At 33.7% G+C, this 21036-nt stretch carries 20 protein-coding genes and 1 other annotated feature; of the genes, 13 read left to right on the top strand and 7 right to left on the bottom strand.

Annotation, left to right across the window (positions count from 1 at the left end; translation table 11 throughout):
• Positions 1–15: 15 nt before the first annotated feature.
• Genes HNR33_RS16220 through HNR33_RS16210 form a run of 3 tightly spaced genes read left to right on the top strand, consistent with a single transcriptional unit; the run spans position 16 to position 3397 of the window.
• Entirely contained in the window at positions 16–1197 is a 1182-nt protein-coding gene (locus HNR33_RS16220) for an iron-containing alcohol dehydrogenase (protein ID WP_429085212.1), read from the top strand.
• A gap of 40 nt (positions 1198–1237) precedes the next feature.
• On the top strand, positions 1238–3148 hold the full coding sequence (locus HNR33_RS16215; RefSeq protein ID WP_429085210.1) for an aldehyde ferredoxin oxidoreductase family protein: 1911 nt from the start codon (positions 1238–1240) through the stop codon (positions 3146–3148).
• Positions 3149–3397, top strand: a complete 249-nt coding sequence (locus tag HNR33_RS16210; RefSeq protein ID WP_429085208.1) for a MoaD/ThiS family protein — start codon at positions 3149–3151, stop codon at positions 3395–3397. It begins immediately after the preceding gene.
• Between the two features lie 61 nt (positions 3398–3458).
• On the opposite strand, the gene HNR33_RS16205 is transcribed toward HNR33_RS16210, so the two are convergent.
• The 6 genes from HNR33_RS16205 to HNR33_RS16180 form a co-directional block, all read right to left on the bottom strand.
• Positions 3459–5204, bottom strand: coding sequence for an FAD-binding oxidoreductase (locus HNR33_RS16205; RefSeq protein WP_429085206.1), 1746 nt, complete (start codon positions 5202–5204; stop codon positions 3459–3461).
• A gap of 18 nt (positions 5205–5222) precedes the next feature.
• Entirely contained in the window at positions 5223–6776 is a 1554-nt protein-coding gene (locus HNR33_RS16200) for an FGGY-family carbohydrate kinase (protein WP_429085204.1), read from the bottom strand.
• Positions 6769–7146 (bottom strand): DUF1667 domain-containing protein, encoded by a 378-nt coding sequence (locus HNR33_RS16195; RefSeq protein WP_429085202.1) that lies wholly within the window; start codon positions 7144–7146, stop codon positions 6769–6771. Before HNR33_RS16195 ends, HNR33_RS16200 begins: the two co-directional genes overlap by 8 nt.
• On the bottom strand, positions 7143–8411 hold the full coding sequence (locus HNR33_RS16190; protein WP_429085201.1) for an NAD(P)/FAD-dependent oxidoreductase: 1269 nt from the start codon (positions 8409–8411) through the stop codon (positions 7143–7145). Before HNR33_RS16190 ends, HNR33_RS16195 begins: the two co-directional genes overlap by 4 nt.
• Entirely contained in the window at positions 8398–10143 is a 1746-nt protein-coding gene (locus HNR33_RS16185) for an NAD(P)/FAD-dependent oxidoreductase (RefSeq protein ID WP_429085199.1), read from the bottom strand. Before HNR33_RS16185 ends, HNR33_RS16190 begins: the two co-directional genes overlap by 14 nt.
• Positions 10144–10348: 205 nt before the next feature.
• Positions 10349–11083, bottom strand: coding sequence for a GntR family transcriptional regulator (locus HNR33_RS16180; RefSeq protein ID WP_429085198.1), 735 nt, complete (start codon positions 11081–11083; stop codon positions 10349–10351).
• Positions 11084–11553: 470 nt separating this feature from the next.
• Between HNR33_RS16180 and HNR33_RS16175 the strand changes: the two genes are divergently transcribed.
• The 7 genes from HNR33_RS16175 (at position 11554) to HNR33_RS16145 (ending at position 17319) form a co-directional block, all read left to right on the top strand.
• Entirely contained in the window at positions 11554–12678 is a 1125-nt protein-coding gene (locus HNR33_RS16175; RefSeq protein ID WP_429085196.1) for an ABC transporter substrate-binding protein, read from the top strand.
• Complete coding sequence (locus tag HNR33_RS16170) at positions 12660–13175, top strand: ABC transporter substrate-binding protein (protein WP_429085194.1); 516 nt, start codon at positions 12660–12662, stop codon at positions 13173–13175. Before HNR33_RS16175 ends, HNR33_RS16170 begins: the two co-directional genes overlap by 19 nt.
• Before the next feature lie 148 nt (positions 13176–13323).
• Entirely contained in the window at positions 13324–14283 is a 960-nt protein-coding gene (locus tag HNR33_RS16165) for an ABC transporter permease (RefSeq protein WP_429085193.1), read from the top strand.
• A 12-nt stretch (positions 14284–14295) separates the two neighbouring features.
• Positions 14296–15195 (top strand): oligopeptide ABC transporter permease, encoded by a 900-nt coding sequence (gene opp4C / locus HNR33_RS16160; protein WP_429085191.1) that lies wholly within the window; start codon positions 14296–14298, stop codon positions 15193–15195.
• A gap of 15 nt (positions 15196–15210) precedes the next feature.
• Entirely contained in the window at positions 15211–16203 is a 993-nt protein-coding gene (locus HNR33_RS16155; protein ID WP_429085189.1) for an ABC transporter ATP-binding protein, read from the top strand.
• Positions 16196–17170: an ABC transporter ATP-binding protein gene (locus HNR33_RS16150; protein ID WP_429085188.1), complete on the top strand. Its 975-nt coding sequence runs from the start codon at positions 16196–16198 to the stop codon at positions 17168–17170. The genes HNR33_RS16155 and HNR33_RS16150 overlap by 8 nt, the downstream gene beginning before the upstream one ends.
• Positions 17171–17184: 14 nt before the next feature.
• The gene (locus HNR33_RS16145) at positions 17185–17319 is read left to right on the top strand and encodes a hypothetical protein (RefSeq protein WP_429085186.1); all 135 of its coding nucleotides are present in this window, start codon (positions 17185–17187) and stop codon (positions 17317–17319) included.
• A 48-nt stretch (positions 17320–17367) separates the two neighbouring features.
• Here the strand turns inward: HNR33_RS16145 and HNR33_RS16140 are convergent, their stop codons facing one another.
• Complete coding sequence (locus tag HNR33_RS16140; RefSeq protein WP_429085185.1) at positions 17368–17574, bottom strand: hypothetical protein; 207 nt, start codon at positions 17572–17574, stop codon at positions 17368–17370.
• Positions 17575–17807: 233 nt separating this feature from the next.
• Here HNR33_RS16140 and HNR33_RS16135 point away from each other — a divergent pair, with 233 nt between their 5' ends.
• The 3 genes from HNR33_RS16135 (at position 17808) to HNR33_RS16125 (ending at position 20933) form a co-directional block, all read left to right on the top strand.
• Entirely contained in the window at positions 17808–18569 is a 762-nt protein-coding gene (locus HNR33_RS16135; protein ID WP_429085184.1) for a TIGR00266 family protein, read from the top strand.
• Positions 18570–18653: 84 nt separating this feature from the next.
• Positions 18654–18861: a binding site (T-box leader), on the top strand.
• 58 nt (positions 18862–18919) lie between these two features.
• Positions 18920–19924, top strand: a complete 1005-nt coding sequence (trpS, locus tag HNR33_RS16130; RefSeq protein WP_429085183.1) for a tryptophan--tRNA ligase — start codon at positions 18920–18922, stop codon at positions 19922–19924.
• A 241-nt stretch (positions 19925–20165) separates the two neighbouring features.
• Complete coding sequence (locus tag HNR33_RS16125; protein ID WP_429085181.1) at positions 20166–20933, top strand: CAP domain-containing protein; 768 nt, start codon at positions 20166–20168, stop codon at positions 20931–20933.
• Positions 20934–21036 lie beyond the last annotated feature (103 nt).

Genomic DNA, 21036 nt, shown 5'->3' with positions numbered 1-21036 from the left:
AAAGGGGGGAATGTTATGATACCAACATACTATGAGTTTCAAAACTCTGTTAAAGTTGTTTCTGGAAAAAATGCTCTGGAGAATGTTCCTTTTGAATTAAATAACCTTAATGCAAATAAGCCAATCATTCTTACTAATGAAGTCTTGATAAAGCATGGACAGGTCAAGATATTAATAGATGCACTTAGTGCTTCTAATATAAGTATTGGACCAATATTTAAAGATATACCACAGGATTCTTCAGTAGAAATTGTTAATACAATAGCAGAATTATACAGACAAGAAAAATGTGATTCTATAATTGCTATAGGTGGGGGTTCAGTAATAGATACTGCAAAAGGTGTAAATATTGTAGTATCAAAAGGTACAGATGATTTAATGAATTATATGGGGTTAGAAATTATAAATGGAAAACTAAAACCATTTATTGTTATACCAAGTACTGCTGGCACAGGATCAGAAGCTACACTAGTAGCTGTTATTGCAAATCCAAATAAAAATGTGAAAATGGAGTTTATATCATATAATATGCTTGCTGATGTTGCAGTGTTGGACCCTAGAATGACCTTATCTCTGCCACCTAGGATAACAGCTTCTACAGGAATGGATGCATTATCTCACAGCATAGAGGCCTATACTTGTTTACAGAAGAATCCTCTTAGTGATGCTTATGCTTTTGCATCAATTGAAATAATCAGAGATAATCTGTTTGAGGCAGTACAGAATGGTAAAAATGAAATGGTAAGACTTGCCATGGTTAATGCATCACTAATGGCTGGTATTGCATTTTCTAATTCTATGGTAGGGATTGTACATGCTATAGGACACGCATGTGGTGCAATAAGTCACGTACCACATGGCGATGCAATGAATATATTGTTGCCTTATAGTATGGAATTTAATAAGAAAATGACATCAGAATACTACTCAAAGCTTCTTCTTCCACTAGCAGGTCCCGAGATATATTCTGATACCCCAGAGAAACAAAGAGCGCAGAAGAGTATAGATACTGTAAAAAGTATGTCCCAAAGACTAGAGCAGATATGTGGACTTCCTACAAGACTTAGGGATGTAGGTGTTAAGAAAGAGGATTTTGATAGAATAGCAAAAACAGCCATTAATGATGGAGCGTCAATAGTCAATCCAGTAGAGGTAACATATGATAATGTGATGATGATTTTAGATAAAGCCTACTAGGCATGCAAATTACTTTGTATAACATAAGGGGAGTGAGTGCATGAGCACTAAATATGGTGGATACATGGGTAAAATTTTGAAGATAGATTTAACTAGCAGGCAGACAAGTGAATACCCATGGCCAGACAATTATAGGGATTTATTTTTAGGTGGTAAAATTATGGCAGCAAAAATTATATATGACAATGTAAAAAAGAGAACAGAGAGCTTTTCTAAAGATAACTATCTAGTCATTTCTACTGGGCCATTGACAGGTACTGGGGCACCTGCTTCTAGTAGGTTTAACGTTTCAACATTATCACCCTTAACTGGACTTTTGACCTCATCTAATTGTGGAGGAAGCTTTGGTCTTTATTTAAAGAAGTCAGGATATGATGCACTTGTAGTCACTGGAAAGTCTGAAGCGCCTATATGGATTGAAATAACAGAAGAAAATATAGTTTTCCATGATGCTTCTGATTTATGGGGAAAAACTACATCGCAAACTCAAGAGCTTTTAGGTCAAAACAGAGGTAAGATAGTTATTGGACCAGCTGGAGAAAATCTTGTTAAGTATGCAGGAATATTCAGTGAAGAGAGAGCAGCAGGCAGGGGTGGGACTGGTGCTGTAATGGGCAGTAAAAATCTAAAAGCAATAGTCGCATATGGAAGAAAAAGACCAGAGATAAATTCTCCTGAAGAGACAAAAGAATTATATAAAGAGTGGGTAAGCATGATACGAAAACACCCATTAACTGGAGAACAGTTACCTAAATTGGGTACAGCAGGATTAGTTAGCTTGATGCAAAATAGAAAGATTTTGGCCACAAGAAATTTCAAATATGGTCAGTACAATGATTTCGAAATGGTGTCTGGAGAAGAATTAGCAGAAAAACATTTAATAAGGAATAAAGGATGCATTACATGCCCTATCCAATGTGGAAGGCAGGTTGAAATAGATGGGAAAAAAGTAAAAGGACCAGAGCTTGAAACCCTAGTATTGTTAGGTTCAAATATCGAGAATAATAATCTAGAAAATATATTAAGATGGAATTATGAGCTAGACGAACTAGGAATGGATACAATCAGTACTGCAGGTACAATAGCTTTTGCAATGGAGCTTAATGAAAAAGGACTATGGGATAATGGATTAGAATTTGGAAATGTAGAAGGGCTCTCTAGTGTATTTGAAGATATAGCATATAAAAGAGGTATAGGTGAGTTACTTGCTGAAGGCTCTAGGTACTTATCAAAGAGATTTGGTGGAGAAGCTTTTGCAATTCATTCAAAAGGTATGGAGCTTGCAGCATATGAACCAAGAGGGGCAGTAGGTCAAGGTCTTGGGTATGCAGTAGCAAACAGAGGAGGATGTCATCTTAATGCTGGGTATATGGTTTTATTTGAAGGGTTAGGATTATCAATAGATCCTTACTCAGAAAAAGGAAAAGCGGAACTAGCTGTAATGTCTCAGAACATCATGGAAGCAGTCTCAGCAGGAGGAAACTGTCTGTTTACGCTATATACCATGTTTCCAGAATTCCTAATTAAACGACCGAACAGCAGCTTTACTAGATTTGCTAATAAAACTATGACTACAGGAATAACTGGTTGTGTAGTTAACTGTATAAATAAAGTGAATGAAAAGTTTCTACCCATAAATTTATCGCTTATTCCTCACACAAAAGCATTATCTAGTGTTACTGGTATGAAGATAAATTTAGGAAGGCTTAAGACAATAGGAGAGAGAGGGTATAATTTAGAAAGAATATTTAACATAAAAATGGGTCTTAATACTAGTGATGATAGCTTGCCGGAACGATTAACAGATGAACCTCAAAATCCAGATGATATTAAAACAGTAGTACCTTTAGAAAAGCTAAAAGCAAATTATTATAAATCTAGAGGTTGGGACAATAATGGTATTCCTAAGAAATCAACTCTAAAAAAACTTCACTTAGAAGGAGAATTCTAATTGATAACAGTAAAATTTTTTGGACTATTAAGATTAAAGGTAGACAAGAAGGCTATAGCTTTGGAAGGAAAAACAATAGATGAGCTTTTGAAAAATATAAATATAGAGTATCCTGATATTAGTATATTTCAACTAAAAAATAGCCAAATTTTTGTTAACGGAGAGAACATAGTAAATAATAAACTTTTTAAAACAAAGCTTCATGACAACGATGAGGTTCATATTTTATCAGCGGCAGCTGGTGGTTAAGAATAGCAGTAATAAAAAGAAAAGCAAATCTCATTATTTGCTTTTCTTTTTATGCAATTTTTTAGCAGGAAGAGCTCTCTTCAAGTTTATTAAATCTTTTTTCATTTTCGTCTAAATCTAATCCAAGAGTTCCACCTGGGTTCATTATATTATTAGGATCAAAGTGTTTTTTCAGAGCTTTATATATATTCATCTGGTTTTTACCAATTTGGCCTTCAAGCCAAGGTGCAATCATTTTTCCAATGCCATGGTGATGACTCATGGAAGCTCCGTATTTTTGAATATTGTCAAGGATTCCTCTATGATACTCTACATACTCCTCAAGGCTATCCATTTTAGCTATAAATATAAAATACAGATTGGCACCTTGTGGGTACACGTGCGACATATGAGTTAGACAAATTGTATTTGGACGACTCTTACAGTATTTCCTTACTCCTTCATGGACCTCTTTCATATTATCCCATGTAACAGAGCATTCAAGAGTGTCAGTCATAATTCCAAAATCCTGCATGATATCTCGCATATAAGGATCTCTAAATCTGCCTTTCTCCCAGCTTTTTACTGGATATCCTGTTAAGTACATTCCTCCATATTGCTTGCAGATTTTATGTGCTTTTTTCTTAATATTTTTTGTAAAATCTTTTTCTCCATCAGTAAAGCCTAGGAAAAGACATCTTTCCATTTCTTTATATCCTTTTAAAGTCATTATTTTATTTAGTATTGTATCCTCTACTCCGTATAGTTTTAACATTACATCAGTTTCTTCTGGGTCAGATAACCTAAATACGGATGGATAGCCAAATTGAGCTTGCATGATCTCTCTAGCTGCATTTCTAGCATCTTCCCAATTCTTAAATATATAACTAAACTTTCTCTGGTTTTCTGGCATATATCTAAACATCTTTAATGTAACATGTGTAAGTATGCCAAATGCTCCTTCACTTCCCATCATTATATGGTCAATAGATGGACCAGTAGCATTTGCTGGATAAGAATCGCTTTTTATGATTCCCACAGGAGTGGCATATTCTTGAGATATTACGATATTTTCAATCTTTCCAAAATATGTTGAGTTCTGACCTGCACCTCTGGTTACTACCCAGCCACCTACAACTGAGTATTCGAATGACTGAGGGAAGTGACCACAAGTATATCTTCTTTTAGCTCCAAATAGTTCAGGAGCACTATTTAATACTTTTTCTAAATCTGGACCAGACATTCCTGATTCTACAGTAATTGTTTGGTCTACTTCATTAAATTCTATCACTTTATTAAAGTGAACTCTGATATCAAGAGAAACACCACCGTTCGTACATTCTACGCCTCTAGTTACAGATGAACCCCCTCCATAGACATAAAGAGGAATGAGCTTTTGATTGCAGTAATTAACTATTTTCTCTATATCCTCTTTATTTCTAGGATATAGAACAACATCTGGGATGTTTTCTATAATACCTTTTCTAAGTCTCATTAAGTCATACATGGTTTTACCATATGCCACTTGAAGTCGTGTGTAATCGTCAGTTTTAACATTTTCTTCACCAACAATATTCTTAAACATCTGAATTTGCTCTTTAGTAAGCTTTATTTCTTTGTCATAGTTCACTCTATCAAGTCCTAAATTTCTCGGAGCCTTAAAATCATCATCAGTTACTTTAAAAATTTTTTTCATCATATTGTATAATCTTTCGTTAGGAATCTTGTACTCTTTAGGATCACCCCACTTAAAGATGGAACGATAAGAGCCTTCAGGTGGAGCTTCTTTATGCCACATTGGTTCGAAACCTTTATACTTTTTTGACATTTGTCATCCTCCTTTTAATTAATGATCCGGATAGTTTGTTATACTTTTGATTTCTTGGTACAATCCTCTTAGCTTTGGATAGATTTTTTTATAAACTTTTCTGTAAAGATTTTCATATACTTCTGAAATCTCTTCATTTGGCTCAAATATACTTTCATAATGGACCATTTGTCCGATAGCTTCCTCGTAGGAATCATATACGCCAGCTCCAACGTATCCAGCAATAGAAGAGCCTAGACCAGATGTTTCATAAGTTTGTGCCCTACACACAGGTTTGTTGAACATATCAGCTGTTATTTGACATATTGCATCACTCTGAGAGCCTCCTCCAGAAACAGTAATTCTCTTGATTCTTTTTCCTGATTTTTTTTCAATAGACTCAACACCATCCATAAGTGCAAAGTTTATTCCTTCTATGATAGCTCTATATATATGAACTCTTGTATGGACATCACCAAATCCAATTATTGAGCCTTTTGCTTCAGGACTTTTTAGTCCTGGCCCCCAATAAGGCTGTAATATGAGACCATGGGAGCCAGGTGGTATATCTTCAAGCCTTTGATTCAAAAGTTCTTCAGGTGAAATTTTTTTCTCTTTTGCCTCTAACATTTCCTTAAGTGAAAACTCTTTTTTAAACCAACTTACCATCCAATATCCCCTAAAGATCTCTACTTCAGGGTTATAGCGTCCTGGTATTAATGATGGATAGGCTGGTAGAAATTGTAGTGGCTCAAAATATTTTGTTGAGGTGGTTTGTATTGTAGATGTTGTACCAAAACTGATGCTACCGCATTCAATATCCACACAACCTGTACCTAAGGTTTCACATCCTTTGTCAGAACCAGTAGCTATAACGGGAAGGCCTTCTTTTATTCCTGTTAGGCTTGAAGCATTTTTTGTTATTCTTCCAACTATTTCTCCAGGCTCAATAAGATCTGGAAGCTTTTCTCTTTCTATTCCGAAAACTGGCCATTTATAGTGGTTTTTTGACAGCCATCTTTTGTTTTTATAATCAAAAGGTATGTGTCCTATCTGAGATGCAATTGAATCAACCATGTTATTAGTCAATTTGTAATTAAGATATCCTGAAAGTAGAAGATACTTATATGTTTTATTCCAAATATCAGGTTCATTTTCAATAATCCAGTTAGATTTTGTTTTTCTTCGGGCTATCCTTACTGATTCTTGCATTTTTACAGCCCTGAAAATAACTTTGTCTTTTAAAGGTAAGGGCTTTTCACATTTCGCCATTCTTTGGTCGAGCCATAGGATTATAGGTCTCAAAACATTACCATCTTTATCAAGATTCACACAACTATCTCTAAGAGTGGTGACAGTAACGGCTATTATATTTGACCATTCTACAGAATTTTTTTGCTTAAGTTTATTACAAACTTCACAAAGCTTATCCCAATACAGTTCAGGATGTTGCTCTGCCCATCCAGGTTTTACAGAAAAATATGGAACGAAATCAAGCTTTTCCTTTATTATTAGATTTCCTCTTTTGTCAAATATAAGTGCTCTTATGCTTTGAGTTCCACAATCAATAGTCAGTACGTATGGTTCACTCATTGAATTCCCCCTCTAATATGTAATACATATCTGAAGTACTAATAATGTTAACACCTGTATCAAAAACATTTTCTAGAATAATATCTCCGCTATGAACAGGTTTTTTTATAATCATTTTATTAATAAGCTTCATAAGAGGGAAGATTAGTTTTTTAGGAATACCTTTGTCGGTCCTTACTGGAAGATAGGGTAATTTTGTGTAGGATGTTTTTATAGTGGTAGATATAGTTCTTTTTGCTGAAGTCATTTCTTCTATGGCAAAATCTTTTCCTTTAGGGCATAGGTTTCCTTCAACTTTCCAATTGTTATCGTGTTTTTCTATCTTTAGAAGACATCCATTAGGGCAGACTATACACACTAATTCCTTCACTTTTTATTCGCCTCCATGACAATTCTTAATTTAGATTCCTTATTCAAAGAAACACTAGAAATATCAAATTCAATTCTTTCCATCTCTGGTGGCTTCAGCGTTTTATACCTTTTTGAGAATATTATTGTGCCGTCACATTTTAGTTTAATTGTCATATCATCTCGTATATTAGATGACCTAAAATAAACAACTATTCTCTTATTATTTGAATTTATATTGATATACTGAGGAACTACATATAAAAAATCTTGTGTATCTTTAACTATTGGTATCAATGTCCTTGCTGGTATTGAATGATTAACTGAAGCTGCATTTGAACCTGCATATTTACCACTTTCAGAGACATAGTCTACTAAGTCGTTTACATGTAACGCATTTCCACATGAAAATACTCTATCCTTAAGTGTCATAAAATCTTGATCAATAAATGGTCCTTTTGTCAAGCTGTCTATATCAATGTTTAAGGATTCTGCAATTTCATTTTCTGGTATTAAGCCCACGGACAGTATTACACCATCACATTCAATTAATTGTTCAGTTCCTTTAATAGGATTCATATGAAGATCAACCTTTGCAATTTCAACAGCTTCAACTCTGTCGTCTCCGATTACCCTAGTAATGGTATGAGATAAGAATAAAGGTATATTATAGTCATCAAGGCATTGTGCAATATTTCTAGTCAAACCGGATGGAATAGATTTGGCCTCGTAGACACCAACTACTTCAGCACCTTCTAAAGTAAGTCTTCTTGCCATAATTAGGCCAATGTCCCCACTACCGAGAATGACACATTTTTTACATGGCAAACAACCAAGAATATTAACAAAATATTGAGCTGTGCCAGCAGAATAAACACCGGAAGGTCTTGTACCGTGGATAAATATTTGTTTAGCAGTTCTTTCTCTACACCCATTAGCAAGTATTATTGATTTGGATTCAATCTTATTCATACCATCTTGGGAGTTAACTATAGTTAGCTGAAAACTATCTTTAAATTCCTCAACATTTGTGACAAAAGTAGAAAGCTTAACTGGTATTTCAGCCTTATTTACCATCCTAATGTATCTTTCTGCATATTCTGGACCTGAAAGCTTTTCATTAAATCTTATTAAGCCGAAACCATCATGAATGCATTGTTTTAATATTCCTCCTAATCTATTTTCACGTTCAATAATTAATGTTGAAGCATTATTCTGTTTAGCTGATAAAGACGCAGCTAAGCCTGCAGGACCTCCACCAAGAATAACTACATCATAATATTCCATATGATTCCTCCTTTTCTTCTGAAGATTCTTCTGCAGAGTTTTTTGTTTGGCTTATAAGAATATGAGAAGAGTTTCCTTTTTTCGTAACTGATAATATATTGCTGTCGGTTGCTTCTGCCATAAGCTGAGATACAAGTGGTGTGCAGAAACCTCCTTGACATCTTCCCATACCTGGTCTAACTCTTCGCTTTATAGCGTCTAAAGAATTTGCAGGTAAAGGTGATTTTATTGCATCAATTATTTCACCTCTACTAATTTCTTCACATCTACAGATGATAACTCCATAGTCGGGTCTTTCTTTAATATAACGATTTCTCTCATCATCATTCATTTTACTTAAATTAGGTATCCCTTTTCTTTTAGGATTCCAATTTTCTTTAGGTAACACATTCATTAGCTTTTTTAATTTATTAATAGTAATTTTCTCTATATCTTCAGCTATTGCAGGGGCTGAGGCTAATCCTGGCGATTGTATACCTGCTGCATGAATAAGATTTTCTATGTATTCTGATTCTTCAATGATGAAATCTTCTTCATATGTGGCTGCTCTGATTCCAGCAAAGTAAGTTATTACATCTTTAGGAGATAGTAAAGCAATAAGAGGCATATGTTTATTTAGAATTTCATCAATATTTTCTTTGCTTGTTGAGTAATTTTCTCTATAAGGCTGTTCTATGGCGTCAGGTCCTATTAGAATATTATTATCAATTGTTTTAACAATACCTCCACCTTTTGTATTATTATTACGATTCTTTATAGGAAACTTTGCAACAACTGAATCTACAAGGTGTCCTTTCTTTTTATCAATTAAAAGTATATGACCTTTTCTAGGGTGTATAGTAAAAAATTCATCATCTGCCATTTCAGCGATTTTATCGCTATAGACTCCTGCAGCGTTTATTATTAATTTTGGATATACAATACCTCTATTGGTTTTTACAGATACTATTTTGCTACTTTGCTTTTCCATGGAATGCACTTGAGTGTTTAATGAGATTCGAGCGCCATTAAGCAATGCATTTTCACCAAAAGCAACCGTCATTTTATATGGAGATAGAACACCTGTGGTTGGAAGAAAGATTCCACCTACAATATCTTTAGAAATATTAGGCTCTCTTTTTCTTAGTTCATTATCAGAGAGATACTCTAGTCCTTCAACACCATTTCTATTTGCTCTTATTTTTATAAATGGAAGCAATAATTTCAAGCCCTTTTTATCAAATAGGATGTATGAACCTACTCTTCTCAATGGTACATCTAGGTCTTGTGATATTTTAGTGTATAACTTATTACCTCTGATATTGTAATATGATTTTTTAGTTCCAGGCTTTGGATTTAATCCAGGATGGATCATGCCATCATTTCTAGATGAAGCATGAACAGCTAAATCATCTTCTTTTTCAACTAGTAATATGTCTATATCCCATTTGGAAAGCTCTCTTGCTATTGCACATCCGATTACTCCACCACCTATTATCAGTACATCAACATGTATATTGTCTATTTCATGATCCTGTAGATTTGGTGATTTAATGCTGGGCACTTTAAGGTCTTTAGCCTCTAGTTTATTTACAACCCCCTTGTAGCCTTTATTTGCTGCCGATTTACCTGCTTTGATTATAGAATCCCAGTTGTCTACTAATCCTTCTAGAACAATGGAATTTCGCAGCTCTCTGCAGAATATATTAGCAGAGATATTTTTGTTAATATTTTTTTGAATGTTTTTTAGCAAATTACTTATAATAATACACCCCCCTCTTATACAGATGTCCGGATATCTATATATAAATATATTACACAATATTACGAAAATTCCTTCTTTTATTTTATTATTATTTTTTTACACGAAAAAAGTTACTTGTTTATCAAAATAAAAACGAAGCTCAATAAATAAGCTTCGTTTTGATAAATATGAAGTAGGTAACTAAAATATTATCTCAATATTGCTCTGTAACATTGATAAAAGGGTAAGTATATATTTCGCTAGGAATAACGAACTTAAGATAGTAGAAAGGGCTTTCTTCTTCTTCAATATAAATCCATCTCTCTAAGTCGAGGAGTATAGTGCCATTATCTATTTTAAGCTCTTTACTTTCAGCTTTTGTTGGCGCACGTAGTACTATTGTCTGATCAATTTTTTTAATCGTTAGAGATAAATCCCTCAGAATCATCTTTGCTAAGGAACTTGTTAAGTCGAAGTTATTACCAATGTACTTAAAGCCATTTAAAAAATATGAGTGCTCTATTGCTATAGGTTTACTGCTAACAGATCTAAGTCTTTTTAAATAATAGTAGTTGCTGCTTTTATTTCCTCTAAGTTTTTCTAGTAATTTTTTATTAGGCTTTATCTCTTCTTTTTTAATTACAGTATTATTTACATCAATTCCGAGAGCTTTCAATGAGTAGGTTAAACTAATTAGAGGCTCAAAGCCTAAAGCTGGCTGTTTCCTTGCAACAAAGGTTCCTACTCCTTTTCTCTTAAAAAGGTATCCTTCATTAACCAAAATCGAAATTGCATCTCTTACTGTAGCTCTTCCAACATCATATTTTTGCATTAGTTCTTTTTCAGTTGGAAGTTGAGTATCCACATCCCATAAGCCTTCTTTTATATTTTTTAACAAATCGTTTTTGATCTGTATGTAAAGAGGAACAGGGTTATTCTTATCAATCATAATACATCCCTCACTTGCTTTTAAGACTATTATACTAAACATTTTATAAAATGGAAAAAATTTTTCAGATGCAGGGTAAAACTTTGTGCATGTACTTTATTGTACTGTATAAATTAGTGAATTAAAATGATGAAAAAATGAATAAAAATCAAAATTACTTATTTGTTTGAATTTGATTAAATATTACTTATATTTTAAATATATACATTGTATATTAATTTTACTTAACATAATTTAACAATAATTCAATAGTAATCCAGCAATGTAAGTACTGTAATACAATAAAAAAGAAAAAAGGAATGCTTATCCATATAATTTACGGATAATTCAGTAAATTATAAAAAACATAAATTCAAACAATGATATTTTAATAACATTACTAAGTTATGCGAAAATATTCAAGTGAGGAGGTGAAAAAAAGACTGTTATAAACTCTAGCAAAATATTTCTATAAAAAAAGGGGGAGAACAATGTTAAAGAAAAGTTTAGCATTATTTATTATTCTAAGTTTGATTTTTTCAATATTTTTAGCAGGATGTACAAATAATACTCCTACAAATACAGATCAACGAACTATTACTGGAACTGATGCAGACGCAGAAACTGATACTAATGCAAACAATAGCATTAATTCAGACAACTCAGCAATAGAAAGAGGAAACATTTTGACGTTTGGGGAAACTAGCCTTGACGGTAAATTCAATCCAATCATAAGTGATAGTACTTATGATGGATATGTTGTTGACCTAATGTTTGATGCACTTGTTGATAATACACCAGAAGGAGAGCCTAAGGCAGATGTTGCTGAAAGATGGGAAATATCAGAAGATGGAAAGATTTATACATTTTATCTAAAGAAAGGGATTAGATTTCATGATGGTCATGAGTTAACAGCAGAAGATGTACAGTTCACATATGAAACTATAGCTCATCCAGACTATAATGGTCCAAGATGGAGTACAATGCAAGATGTTGTAGGAGCACAGGAATTCAGAGATGGAAAAGCTGATCATGTTGATGGAATAAAGATAATAGATGAATATACAATAAGCTTTACTACTAAGGAAATTAATGCTCCAAAGATAATTAATGATTTTATTTACGAAATTTTACCAAAGCATTATTATCAGTTTGAAGATTTTAATGACTTTATTGCTTTAAACCAAAATCCTATGGGCTCGGGTCCATTTAAATTTGTTAGATATGTAGTAGGACAATATTTAGAGATTGAAGCAAATGAAGAATATTTTAAAGGTAGACCTAAGCTTGACGGTGTAATAGTTAAAATAGTACCTGCCGAGACAATACCAACAGAACTTCAGGCTGGAGTCATTGATATTGGTCAGCTTACTCAACTTCCAGAGGATGTTGAAATAGCAACTGAAACAGGTATTGTAGATATACAGCAATTCACTGGAAATGGATACACTTACGTTGGTATTAACTTAAGACGTGATAAATTCAAGGATAAAAGAGTAAGACAGGCGTTGATGTATGGCTTAAACCGTCGAGCATTTATTGACAGTCACTATGAAGGCTACGCTGAACCATGTAACACAGCTGTATCACCTGTTTCATGGGCTTACAAAAGGTAAACAAGTACGAGTATGATCCTGAAAAGGCAAAAGAGTTGCTTAAAGAAGCTGGATGGGAAGACAGAGATAATGACGGCTGGGTAGAGAATGAAAAAGGCGAGAAACTTGAAATTGTATGGACTGCTTACAATGATGTTGCTTGGCCACAAGAGCTAGTAGCTGTTGCGAAGGAAAATTGGAAAGAGATAGGGGTTAGACTTGAAGGAGAACTTATGGAGTTTAACGCTGTTTCTGATAAAGTTTATGATGAGAGAAATTTTGATTTATTTAACATGGGTTGGTCTTTATCAATAGATCCAGATCTAAGAGGAATATTTGATAAGGCTTCAGATTCTCCTGGTGGTTATAATAGTATGGGCTTCTATAACGAGGAAGCTGAACAGATTATGGCACAAGGTATCCTTGAAACAGACTTTGAAAAACGTAAAGCAATGTATCAAAGATGGGCTGAAATAGCTAATGAAGAGCTTCCTTATCTTTTCATTGCGTATAGATAACAAGTATTTGGAGTAAATAATAGAGTTAAAAATCTTAAGCTTGCACCTTATACAGATTGGGTATGGGATATAGAACACGTTGAGGTTAGTAAGTAAATTAATAGCCCGGTTAATTCCGGGCTATTGTACTAAAAAAGGGGGGTACAAGATGAGACAATATTTGATTCCAAGGCTTCTACAAAGTATTCCTATAATTATAGGAATTTCAATTCTATTATTTCTGATCGTTCATGCAGCACCTGGAAGTCCTATGGCAAAAGTTATGGATCCTAAGATGACACCAGAAGAAAAAGCGAGAATAGAGGAAAAAATGGGGTTAGATAAGAATTTACCTGAACAGTATTTTAATTGGATAACTGAGGTATTAAAAGGCAATTTAGGATATTCACATAAATTTGGGGATTCTGTAAAAGATGTTATAAAAAATCATATGTGGAATACTTTCTATTTAAGTCTTCTGGCATTAGTCTTAAGTCTTGTTGTAGGAATACCAGCTGGTATTATTTCTGCCACGAAGCAGTATTCAAAAGTGGATTATGGCTTTACTGTATTTGCATTAATCGGTATATCTATTCCTGCATTTTTCTTTGCGCTAATACTCATAAAAGTGTTTGCAATAGATTTTAAGATTTTCCCTATTTCTGGGATGATTACTCCGGGAAAATTAATTGGATTAAGCAATATGAAGGATATTTTATGGCATAGTGTATTACCTGCAGTTGTTCTTGGACTTGGAAGTGCAGCTTCTTTCATGAGATATACAAGGTCGAGTATGTTAGAGGTTATAAGACAAGATTATATTAGAACTGCTAGAGCAAAAGGTTTGAGAGAAAAGATAGTTATTTATAAGCACGCACTAAGAAATGCTCTAATTCCAGTTATTACACTTCTTGGTTTTCAAATACCACTACTATTTTCAAGTGCATTGCTTACAGAAACAGTTTTTGGCTGGCCTGGTATGGGGAAAATAGCCTATATGGCTGTAATGGATAGAGATTATCCTCTTATGCTGGGTGTGAATATGTTCTTGGCCATTCTTACACTTTTAGGTAATTTAATGGCAGATATCTTCTATGGATTAGCAGATCCAAGAATTAGATATGACTAAGGAGGGAGAAATATGAAAAATGATACTGCTGTAATAAATATATCCAATCCAGCAGACGAAGAGATCATATCCCCATTTAAGTTGGTTTTGAGGAGGTTTAGAAGAAATAAACTAGCTGTTGCTGCTTTATTTATTTTAGTAATATTAATACTTTTAGCTGCATTTGCTCCATTTTTCACACCATATGGGAGAGATGATATTGATTTCACTGCAACAAAGAAGCCTCCTAATTCAGCACATGTTTTTGGTACTGATGAACTCGGTAGAGATGTCTATACAAGATTGTTGTATGGAGGTAGAATTTCATTATCTGTTGGTATTGTCGCTGTAGTAATAGAGGTATTAATTGGAGTATTGTTAGGAGGAATAGCTGGATATTATGGTGGCAAAATTGATTCCATAATTATGAGGTTTACAGATATATTTATGTGCTTTCCTTTCTTGATAATAGCTGTTACTGTTGTTGCGATTTTGGGGCCGAGTATTTATAATGTCATGCTTGTAATCGGATTATTAGGGTGGACTGGTATTGCTAGAATTGTTAGAGGACAGATTCTTTCACTGCGAGAACAGGAATTTATGGAAGCGGCAGAGGCATTAGGGTTAAGTGATAGAAGAAAAATTATTAGGCATCTTTTACCAAATACAATGGCTTCAATTATTGTATATTCAACTATAAGTATTGCAGCAGCCATACTAACTGAAGCAGCATTAAGCTTTTTAGGTCTAGGCGTTATTCCTCCAACTCCTAGTTGGAGGAATATGCTTGAATCAGCCAAAAAACTGTATGTCATAAAAAATCAGTGGTGGTTATGGATACCACCTGGATTAGCTATTTTTATTACTGTTATGAGCCTAAACGTATTAGGGGATGGACTCAGAAATGCTCTTGATCCAAAATTAAAAAGATAACTGGGGGTGAAGGTTGTGTCTGACATTTTACTTGAAGTTAAAAATTTAAAGACTTATTTTTATACCGAAGATGGTGAAATACCAGCTGTTGACGGTGTTGATTTCTATGTAAGAAAAGGAGAGACACTTGGAATTGTTGGTGAATCTGGATGTGGGAAAAGTGTTACTGCTATGTCGGTGTTAAGGCTAATACCTAATCCTCCAGGTGTTATAAAAGACGGAGAGGTAGTTTTTAATGATAAAAAAGTACTTGAATTAAGTGAAAAGGAAATGAGAAATATAAGAGGAAATGATATTTCTATGATTTTTCAAGAACCTATGACGTCGCTTAATCCTGTATTTACTATTGGAGACCAGATAGGTGAAGTATTGAAGCTGCATAGTGGATTAAAAAAGAAGGAATCTAGACAGAGATGTATAGAATTACTTAAGATGGTTGGGATTCCTAGAGCAGAAAAGGTTATTGATGAATATCCACATGCTTTAAGTGGAGGGATGAGGCAGAGAGCAATGATAGCTATGGCGCTTGCATGTAATCCTAAGTTATTAATTGCAGATGAGCCTACTACAGCACTAGATGTTACTATACAGGCTCAGATATTGGAGCTCATGCTGAACCTTCAAAAGGAATTTGATACAGCTATCATTTTTATTACTCACGATTTAGGTGTTATAGCAGAGGTAGCTGATAGAGTTATAGTAATGTATGCTGGAAAGGTAGTAGAGGAGGCAAATGTAAAAGAGTTATTTAATAGTCCAAAGCATCCATATACAGTTGGACTTTTAAAATCGAAACCTGATTTAGATACTAGGGATGAAAGACTATATGTAGTCTCTGGTGTTGTGCCTAATCTTCTTAAGAAACCTAAAGGATGTATGTTTCATCCAAGATGTGAATTCGCTACTGATAAGTGTATAAATCAAGAAACAGAGTTACTAGAGATTTCAGAAGGAAGAAAAGTTAGATGTTGGCTTCATTGTGAAAGTGAGGTGGAGGATAATGACTGAAAATAATGTGTTGCTAAGTGTTAGAAATTTAAAGAAATATTTTTCAATAAAATCTGGAGTGCTTAAGAAAACTACTGGTTATGTGTATGCTGTTGATGGTATATCCTTTGAAATAAATAAGGGAGAAACTTTGGGTCTTGTAGGAGAATCAGGCTGCGGTAAATCAACTACGGGGAGAACACTCCTAAGGCTTCTTAAGCCAACTGATGGTGAAGTTATATATAATGATATGAGTGTTTTTGATTTGCCAAAGTCGGAGATGAGGAACCTAAGAACAAAAATGCAAATAATATTTCAAGATCCTTATAGTTCGTTAAACACTAGAATGAGTGTAGGAGAGATAGTAGGGGAAGCACTTAGAGAGCATAAAATATCAAGCGGTAAAGACTTACTTGAAAGAGTTGTAAGTATTATTGGGAGATGTGGATTAAGTGATTATCATATAAAGAGATATCCTCATGAGTTTAGTGGTGGTCAGAGGCAAAGAATATGTATAGCTAGAGCCTTAGCCCTAAATCCGCAATTCATTGTTGCTGATGAACCAGTTTCTGCACTTGACGTATCTATACAATCACAAATTATTAATCTTATGATGGACTTACAAGAAGAGATGGGACTGACATACTTGTTCATATCACATGACTTAAGTGTCGTAAAATATATTAGTGACAAGGTTGGAGTGATGTATTTAGGACAAATAGTAGAATTAGCTGATAAGTATGAACTATTTGAAAATCCACTTCATCCTTATACAAGAGCTCTTCTTTCGGCTATTCCTGTTGCAGACCCTGGTAAGAAAACTAAGAGAATAATATTAAAAGGGGATATACCAAGTCCTGCTAATCCACCTCCAGGGTGTAGATTCCATACTAGATGCCCTTATGCCATAGAGAAATGTCAAGAAGAAACTCCAGAATATAAAAACATGGGAAACGATCATTTTGTATCATGTCACCTCATAGAATAATGGAGGGAAGCACTATGAATGAAGAAAACAAAGTAAGTTGGAAGGATATAGTTGCATTAACAATTGCATTTACAGAGTTAGTAGCTCCTTATTTTCTTATAGCTATGATAGGCATAGGAGCTTTAATGTACTTGTTCTCTAAAATGTGAAAAAAGTCTAAGCAAATCCTTAAGTAAAGGATCTGTTTAGACTTTTTACTATTCTTCTATTTCATATGTGAACGGATAAACTGTATCTGCTGACTTGCCTAGTCTATTTGCAAAAGATTGAGCATCTATTTCTTCAACTGTTCCACCATCTTTATATACCTTCATATTCCATACTTGACCATCATCTTTAACTAGTAGGTCAGCATTATAAGTCGAACCATCATCAAACCTAACCTTTCCTTTTTTCCAAGGCATAAAAACATCTCTCCTTTCATAGTTTAGTTATATTTTCTACATAGTAGCCTATAAATATGTTTGGCAAGAAATAAATAATAATAATAATAATGGAAAACTTAGAGAGATACATAGAATTAATATTTTTGATGAAAATAAGTATATAATTATAATCTTTTATTAAAATACAAAGGAATTATTTGCAAATACATAGAATATATAAAAACTAAAGATTATTGAAAAGGGTGATTAGTATGTCAGATATAATTGATTATAAAATTCATGGCGATGATATGCAAATAGTTGAAATTGAACTTGACTCGGGTGAAGGAGTAAGAGCAGAGGCTGGGACAATGATGTATATGGAAGATGGAATTGAAATGCAAACTTCTACAGGTGGAGGCATATTCAGTGGTTTTAAGAGAATGGTAACAGGAGAAAGCTTTTTCATTACAACTTTTCTTTATAATGGTAGAGGAAAAGGACATGTTGCTTTTGGAGCTCCTTACCCAGGGAAGATAATACCTATTGAACTTGATTATTTTGGTGGAAGATTTTTATGCCAAAAGGATGCTTTTTTATGTGCAGCCAGAGGGATTGAAATTGAAGTTGCTTTCACAAAAAAGCTTGGTGCTGGATTTTTTGGAGGAGAAGGATTTATTCTACAAAGATTAGAAGGAAGAGGTTTAGCTTTTATTCATGCAGGTGGAACTATAGTAAAGAAAGAGCTTGGTCCTAATGAAACTTTGAGAGTTGATACTGGGTGCTTAGTTGGATTTTCCCAAACCGTAGACTATGACATCCAATTTGTTGGAGGCTTTAAAAATGCTTTATTCGGAGGAGAAGGTTTATTTTTAGCTAAGCTTACTGGACCAGGTACAGTTTATTTGCAAAGCTTGCCACTATCACGTTTATCAGATAGGATTCTTGCATCTGCTAGGTTTCATCAAGTAGGTGAGAAACGAGGGTTTGGAGGTATAGGAGGAAGTATTTTAAATGATATATTAGGCGATTAGAAAGTATTAAGATATAGCAAAATAGTAATTGTTATTTACTTTTTACCAAATTTGTGTATAATATATAATAGCATAAAGAGTATAAATAAAGCGTTGAATGAGAATAGTAAGCATATTTTCTGGTAAAAGCGATTCAGGAATGGTGGGAGCCTGAAACCTAGGAATATATTGAATGGACTCATGAGCTTGAGCCTGAAATTTAGTATGGCTCGACGGCTATCACCGTTATTGGATAGAGAGGGTCTTTAGACCAATTAGAGTGGTACCGCGGAATCTACCTTTCGTCTCTTTCGTGAGATGGAAGGTTTTTTTTATTATTTTTAAATGTTTTTTATGAGGAGGAAAAGGAAATGAGTGATAAAAAGGTAATATTTAGTGGAGTTCAACCATCAGGGGAAGTGACAATTGGAAACTATCTAGGTGCTATAAAAAACTGGGTGGACCTGCAAGATGATTATGACTGTTATTATTGTATAGTTGATCTTCATGCAATTACAGTGCCTCAGGAGCCATCAAGTTTAAGAAAAAAAAGCTTAGAATTACTTGCAAAATATATAGCTTCAGGTATTGACCCTGAAAAAAATACTGTATTTATCCAATCGCACGTTAGTGCTCATGCAGAGCTTTCATGGGTGCTTAATACAATTTCATATATGGGACAGTTAAGTAGGATGACTCAGTTTAAAGAAAAGTCTCAGAAAGGAGAGGCAAATTTAAACGCTGGACTATTTACTTATCCTGTATTAATGGCTGCAGACATTTTGTTATACCAGACTAACTTTGTTCCAGTAGGTGAAGACCAGAAACAGCATCTAGAGCTTGCTAGAGATTTGGCTCAAAGATTTAATAGCAAATATAGTGATACCTTTGTAGTACCTGAGCCACTAATATCAAAAGTCGGGGCTAAGATTATGAGTCTTCAAGATCCAATTAGTAAGATGTCTAAGTCAGATGAAGATTTGAATGGTTTTATATCTTTAGTAGATGATGCAGATACAATAAGCAGGAAAATTAAACGTTCTGTTACAGATTCACTGAATCAAGTAAAATATAGTGATGAACAGCCAGGAATTAAGAATTTAATTACTATTTACTCCAAATTTTCTGGAGAAAGTTATGATGTAATTGAACAAAAATATCAGGGAGAAGGTTATGGAAAATTTAAAGCAGATGTAGCAGATGTAGTAATAGAAGGGTTAAGACCTATAAGAGATAAATTTGATTATTTGATGAAAAACAAGGACTATCTTGAAGAAATATATATGCAGGGAGCAAATAAAGCAGAAAAAGTAGCTAGAAAGACATTAAGAAAAGTATATAAAAAAGTTGGTTTTATACCAAGAAAATTTGAATAAAAAATAAATAAATAATCCACTACAAAAGCGTAGTGGATTATTTATTTTAGCGCGTTAACATAAAATAGTAGCGATACATAGTTTTTACCATATATATGGGTACTACCCATTATTCCCTATTAAATGTAAATATTAAGTCTTCAATGTTCATAGTGTTAATGTTATACTTTCATAAAGGCCAGTCCAATATCACTTTTATTTAACATCATCTTGATTAAAAAAGTTATGAGGAGGTTAACTTATGAAAAAGAATTCTAGAAAGATTAAAGTAGTATCTATTTTAACTGCATTATTTGTTGTATCAAGCATAAACATAGCAAATGGTGCAAGCATGTACAAAACTGTTAATACAGACTGCAAAAATACAACGTGGAAATTTTCCAAGGCATATAAAATTGACATACAAGAACTTTTAAATAAGTATAAGATAACAACTACTACATGTCCTGAAAATAAGGGAGAGGTTATAACTGGTAATACTGATAACAAACCATCAGAAAAGCCAGTAGAGAAACCAGCTGATAAACCTGCAGAGAAGCCAGCAGACAAACCTGTAGAGAAGCCAGCAGACAAACCAGCGGACCAGCCAAGTAACAATAATCAAGGTTCTAATTTAGATGATGTTAATTCAATCGAGAAAGAAGTTGTTAGATTAGTAAATGTTGAAAGAGGAAAGAATGGTCTTAAAGCACTTGAGATTGACGCAGAATTATCAAAGGTTGCACGTACAAAATCAAAAGATATGGCAGATAAAGGATACTTTAGTCATACATCCCCAACTTATGGAAGTCCATTTGATATGATGAAAAAATTCGGCATAAAATATTCTTACGCTGGAGAAAACATAGCTAAAGGACAGCCTACAGCAGAAGCTGTTGTAAAAGCCTGGATGAATTCTGAAGGACATAGAGCAAATATATTATCAAAAAACTTCACAAAAATTGGTGTAGGTTATTATAAAGATAGTAAAGGAACTGCATATTGGACACAGATGTTTATTAGACCTTAATGAAAATACCCAAGTCATTTTATATGACTTGGGTATTTTGTTATAGAAATACTATTTTATATTTTTAACAGCTTTCTTTGCAAACTCAGTTGTCACTATTTTT

The organism is Brassicibacter mesophilus, assembly GCF_050433385.1.
Taxonomy (GTDB): domain Bacteria; phylum Bacillota; class Clostridia; order Tissierellales; family Proteiniboraceae; genus Brassicibacter; species Brassicibacter mesophilus.
The sequence above is the reverse complement of the archived record's forward strand: the minus strand, read 5'-3'. Positions and strand labels throughout refer to the sequence as shown.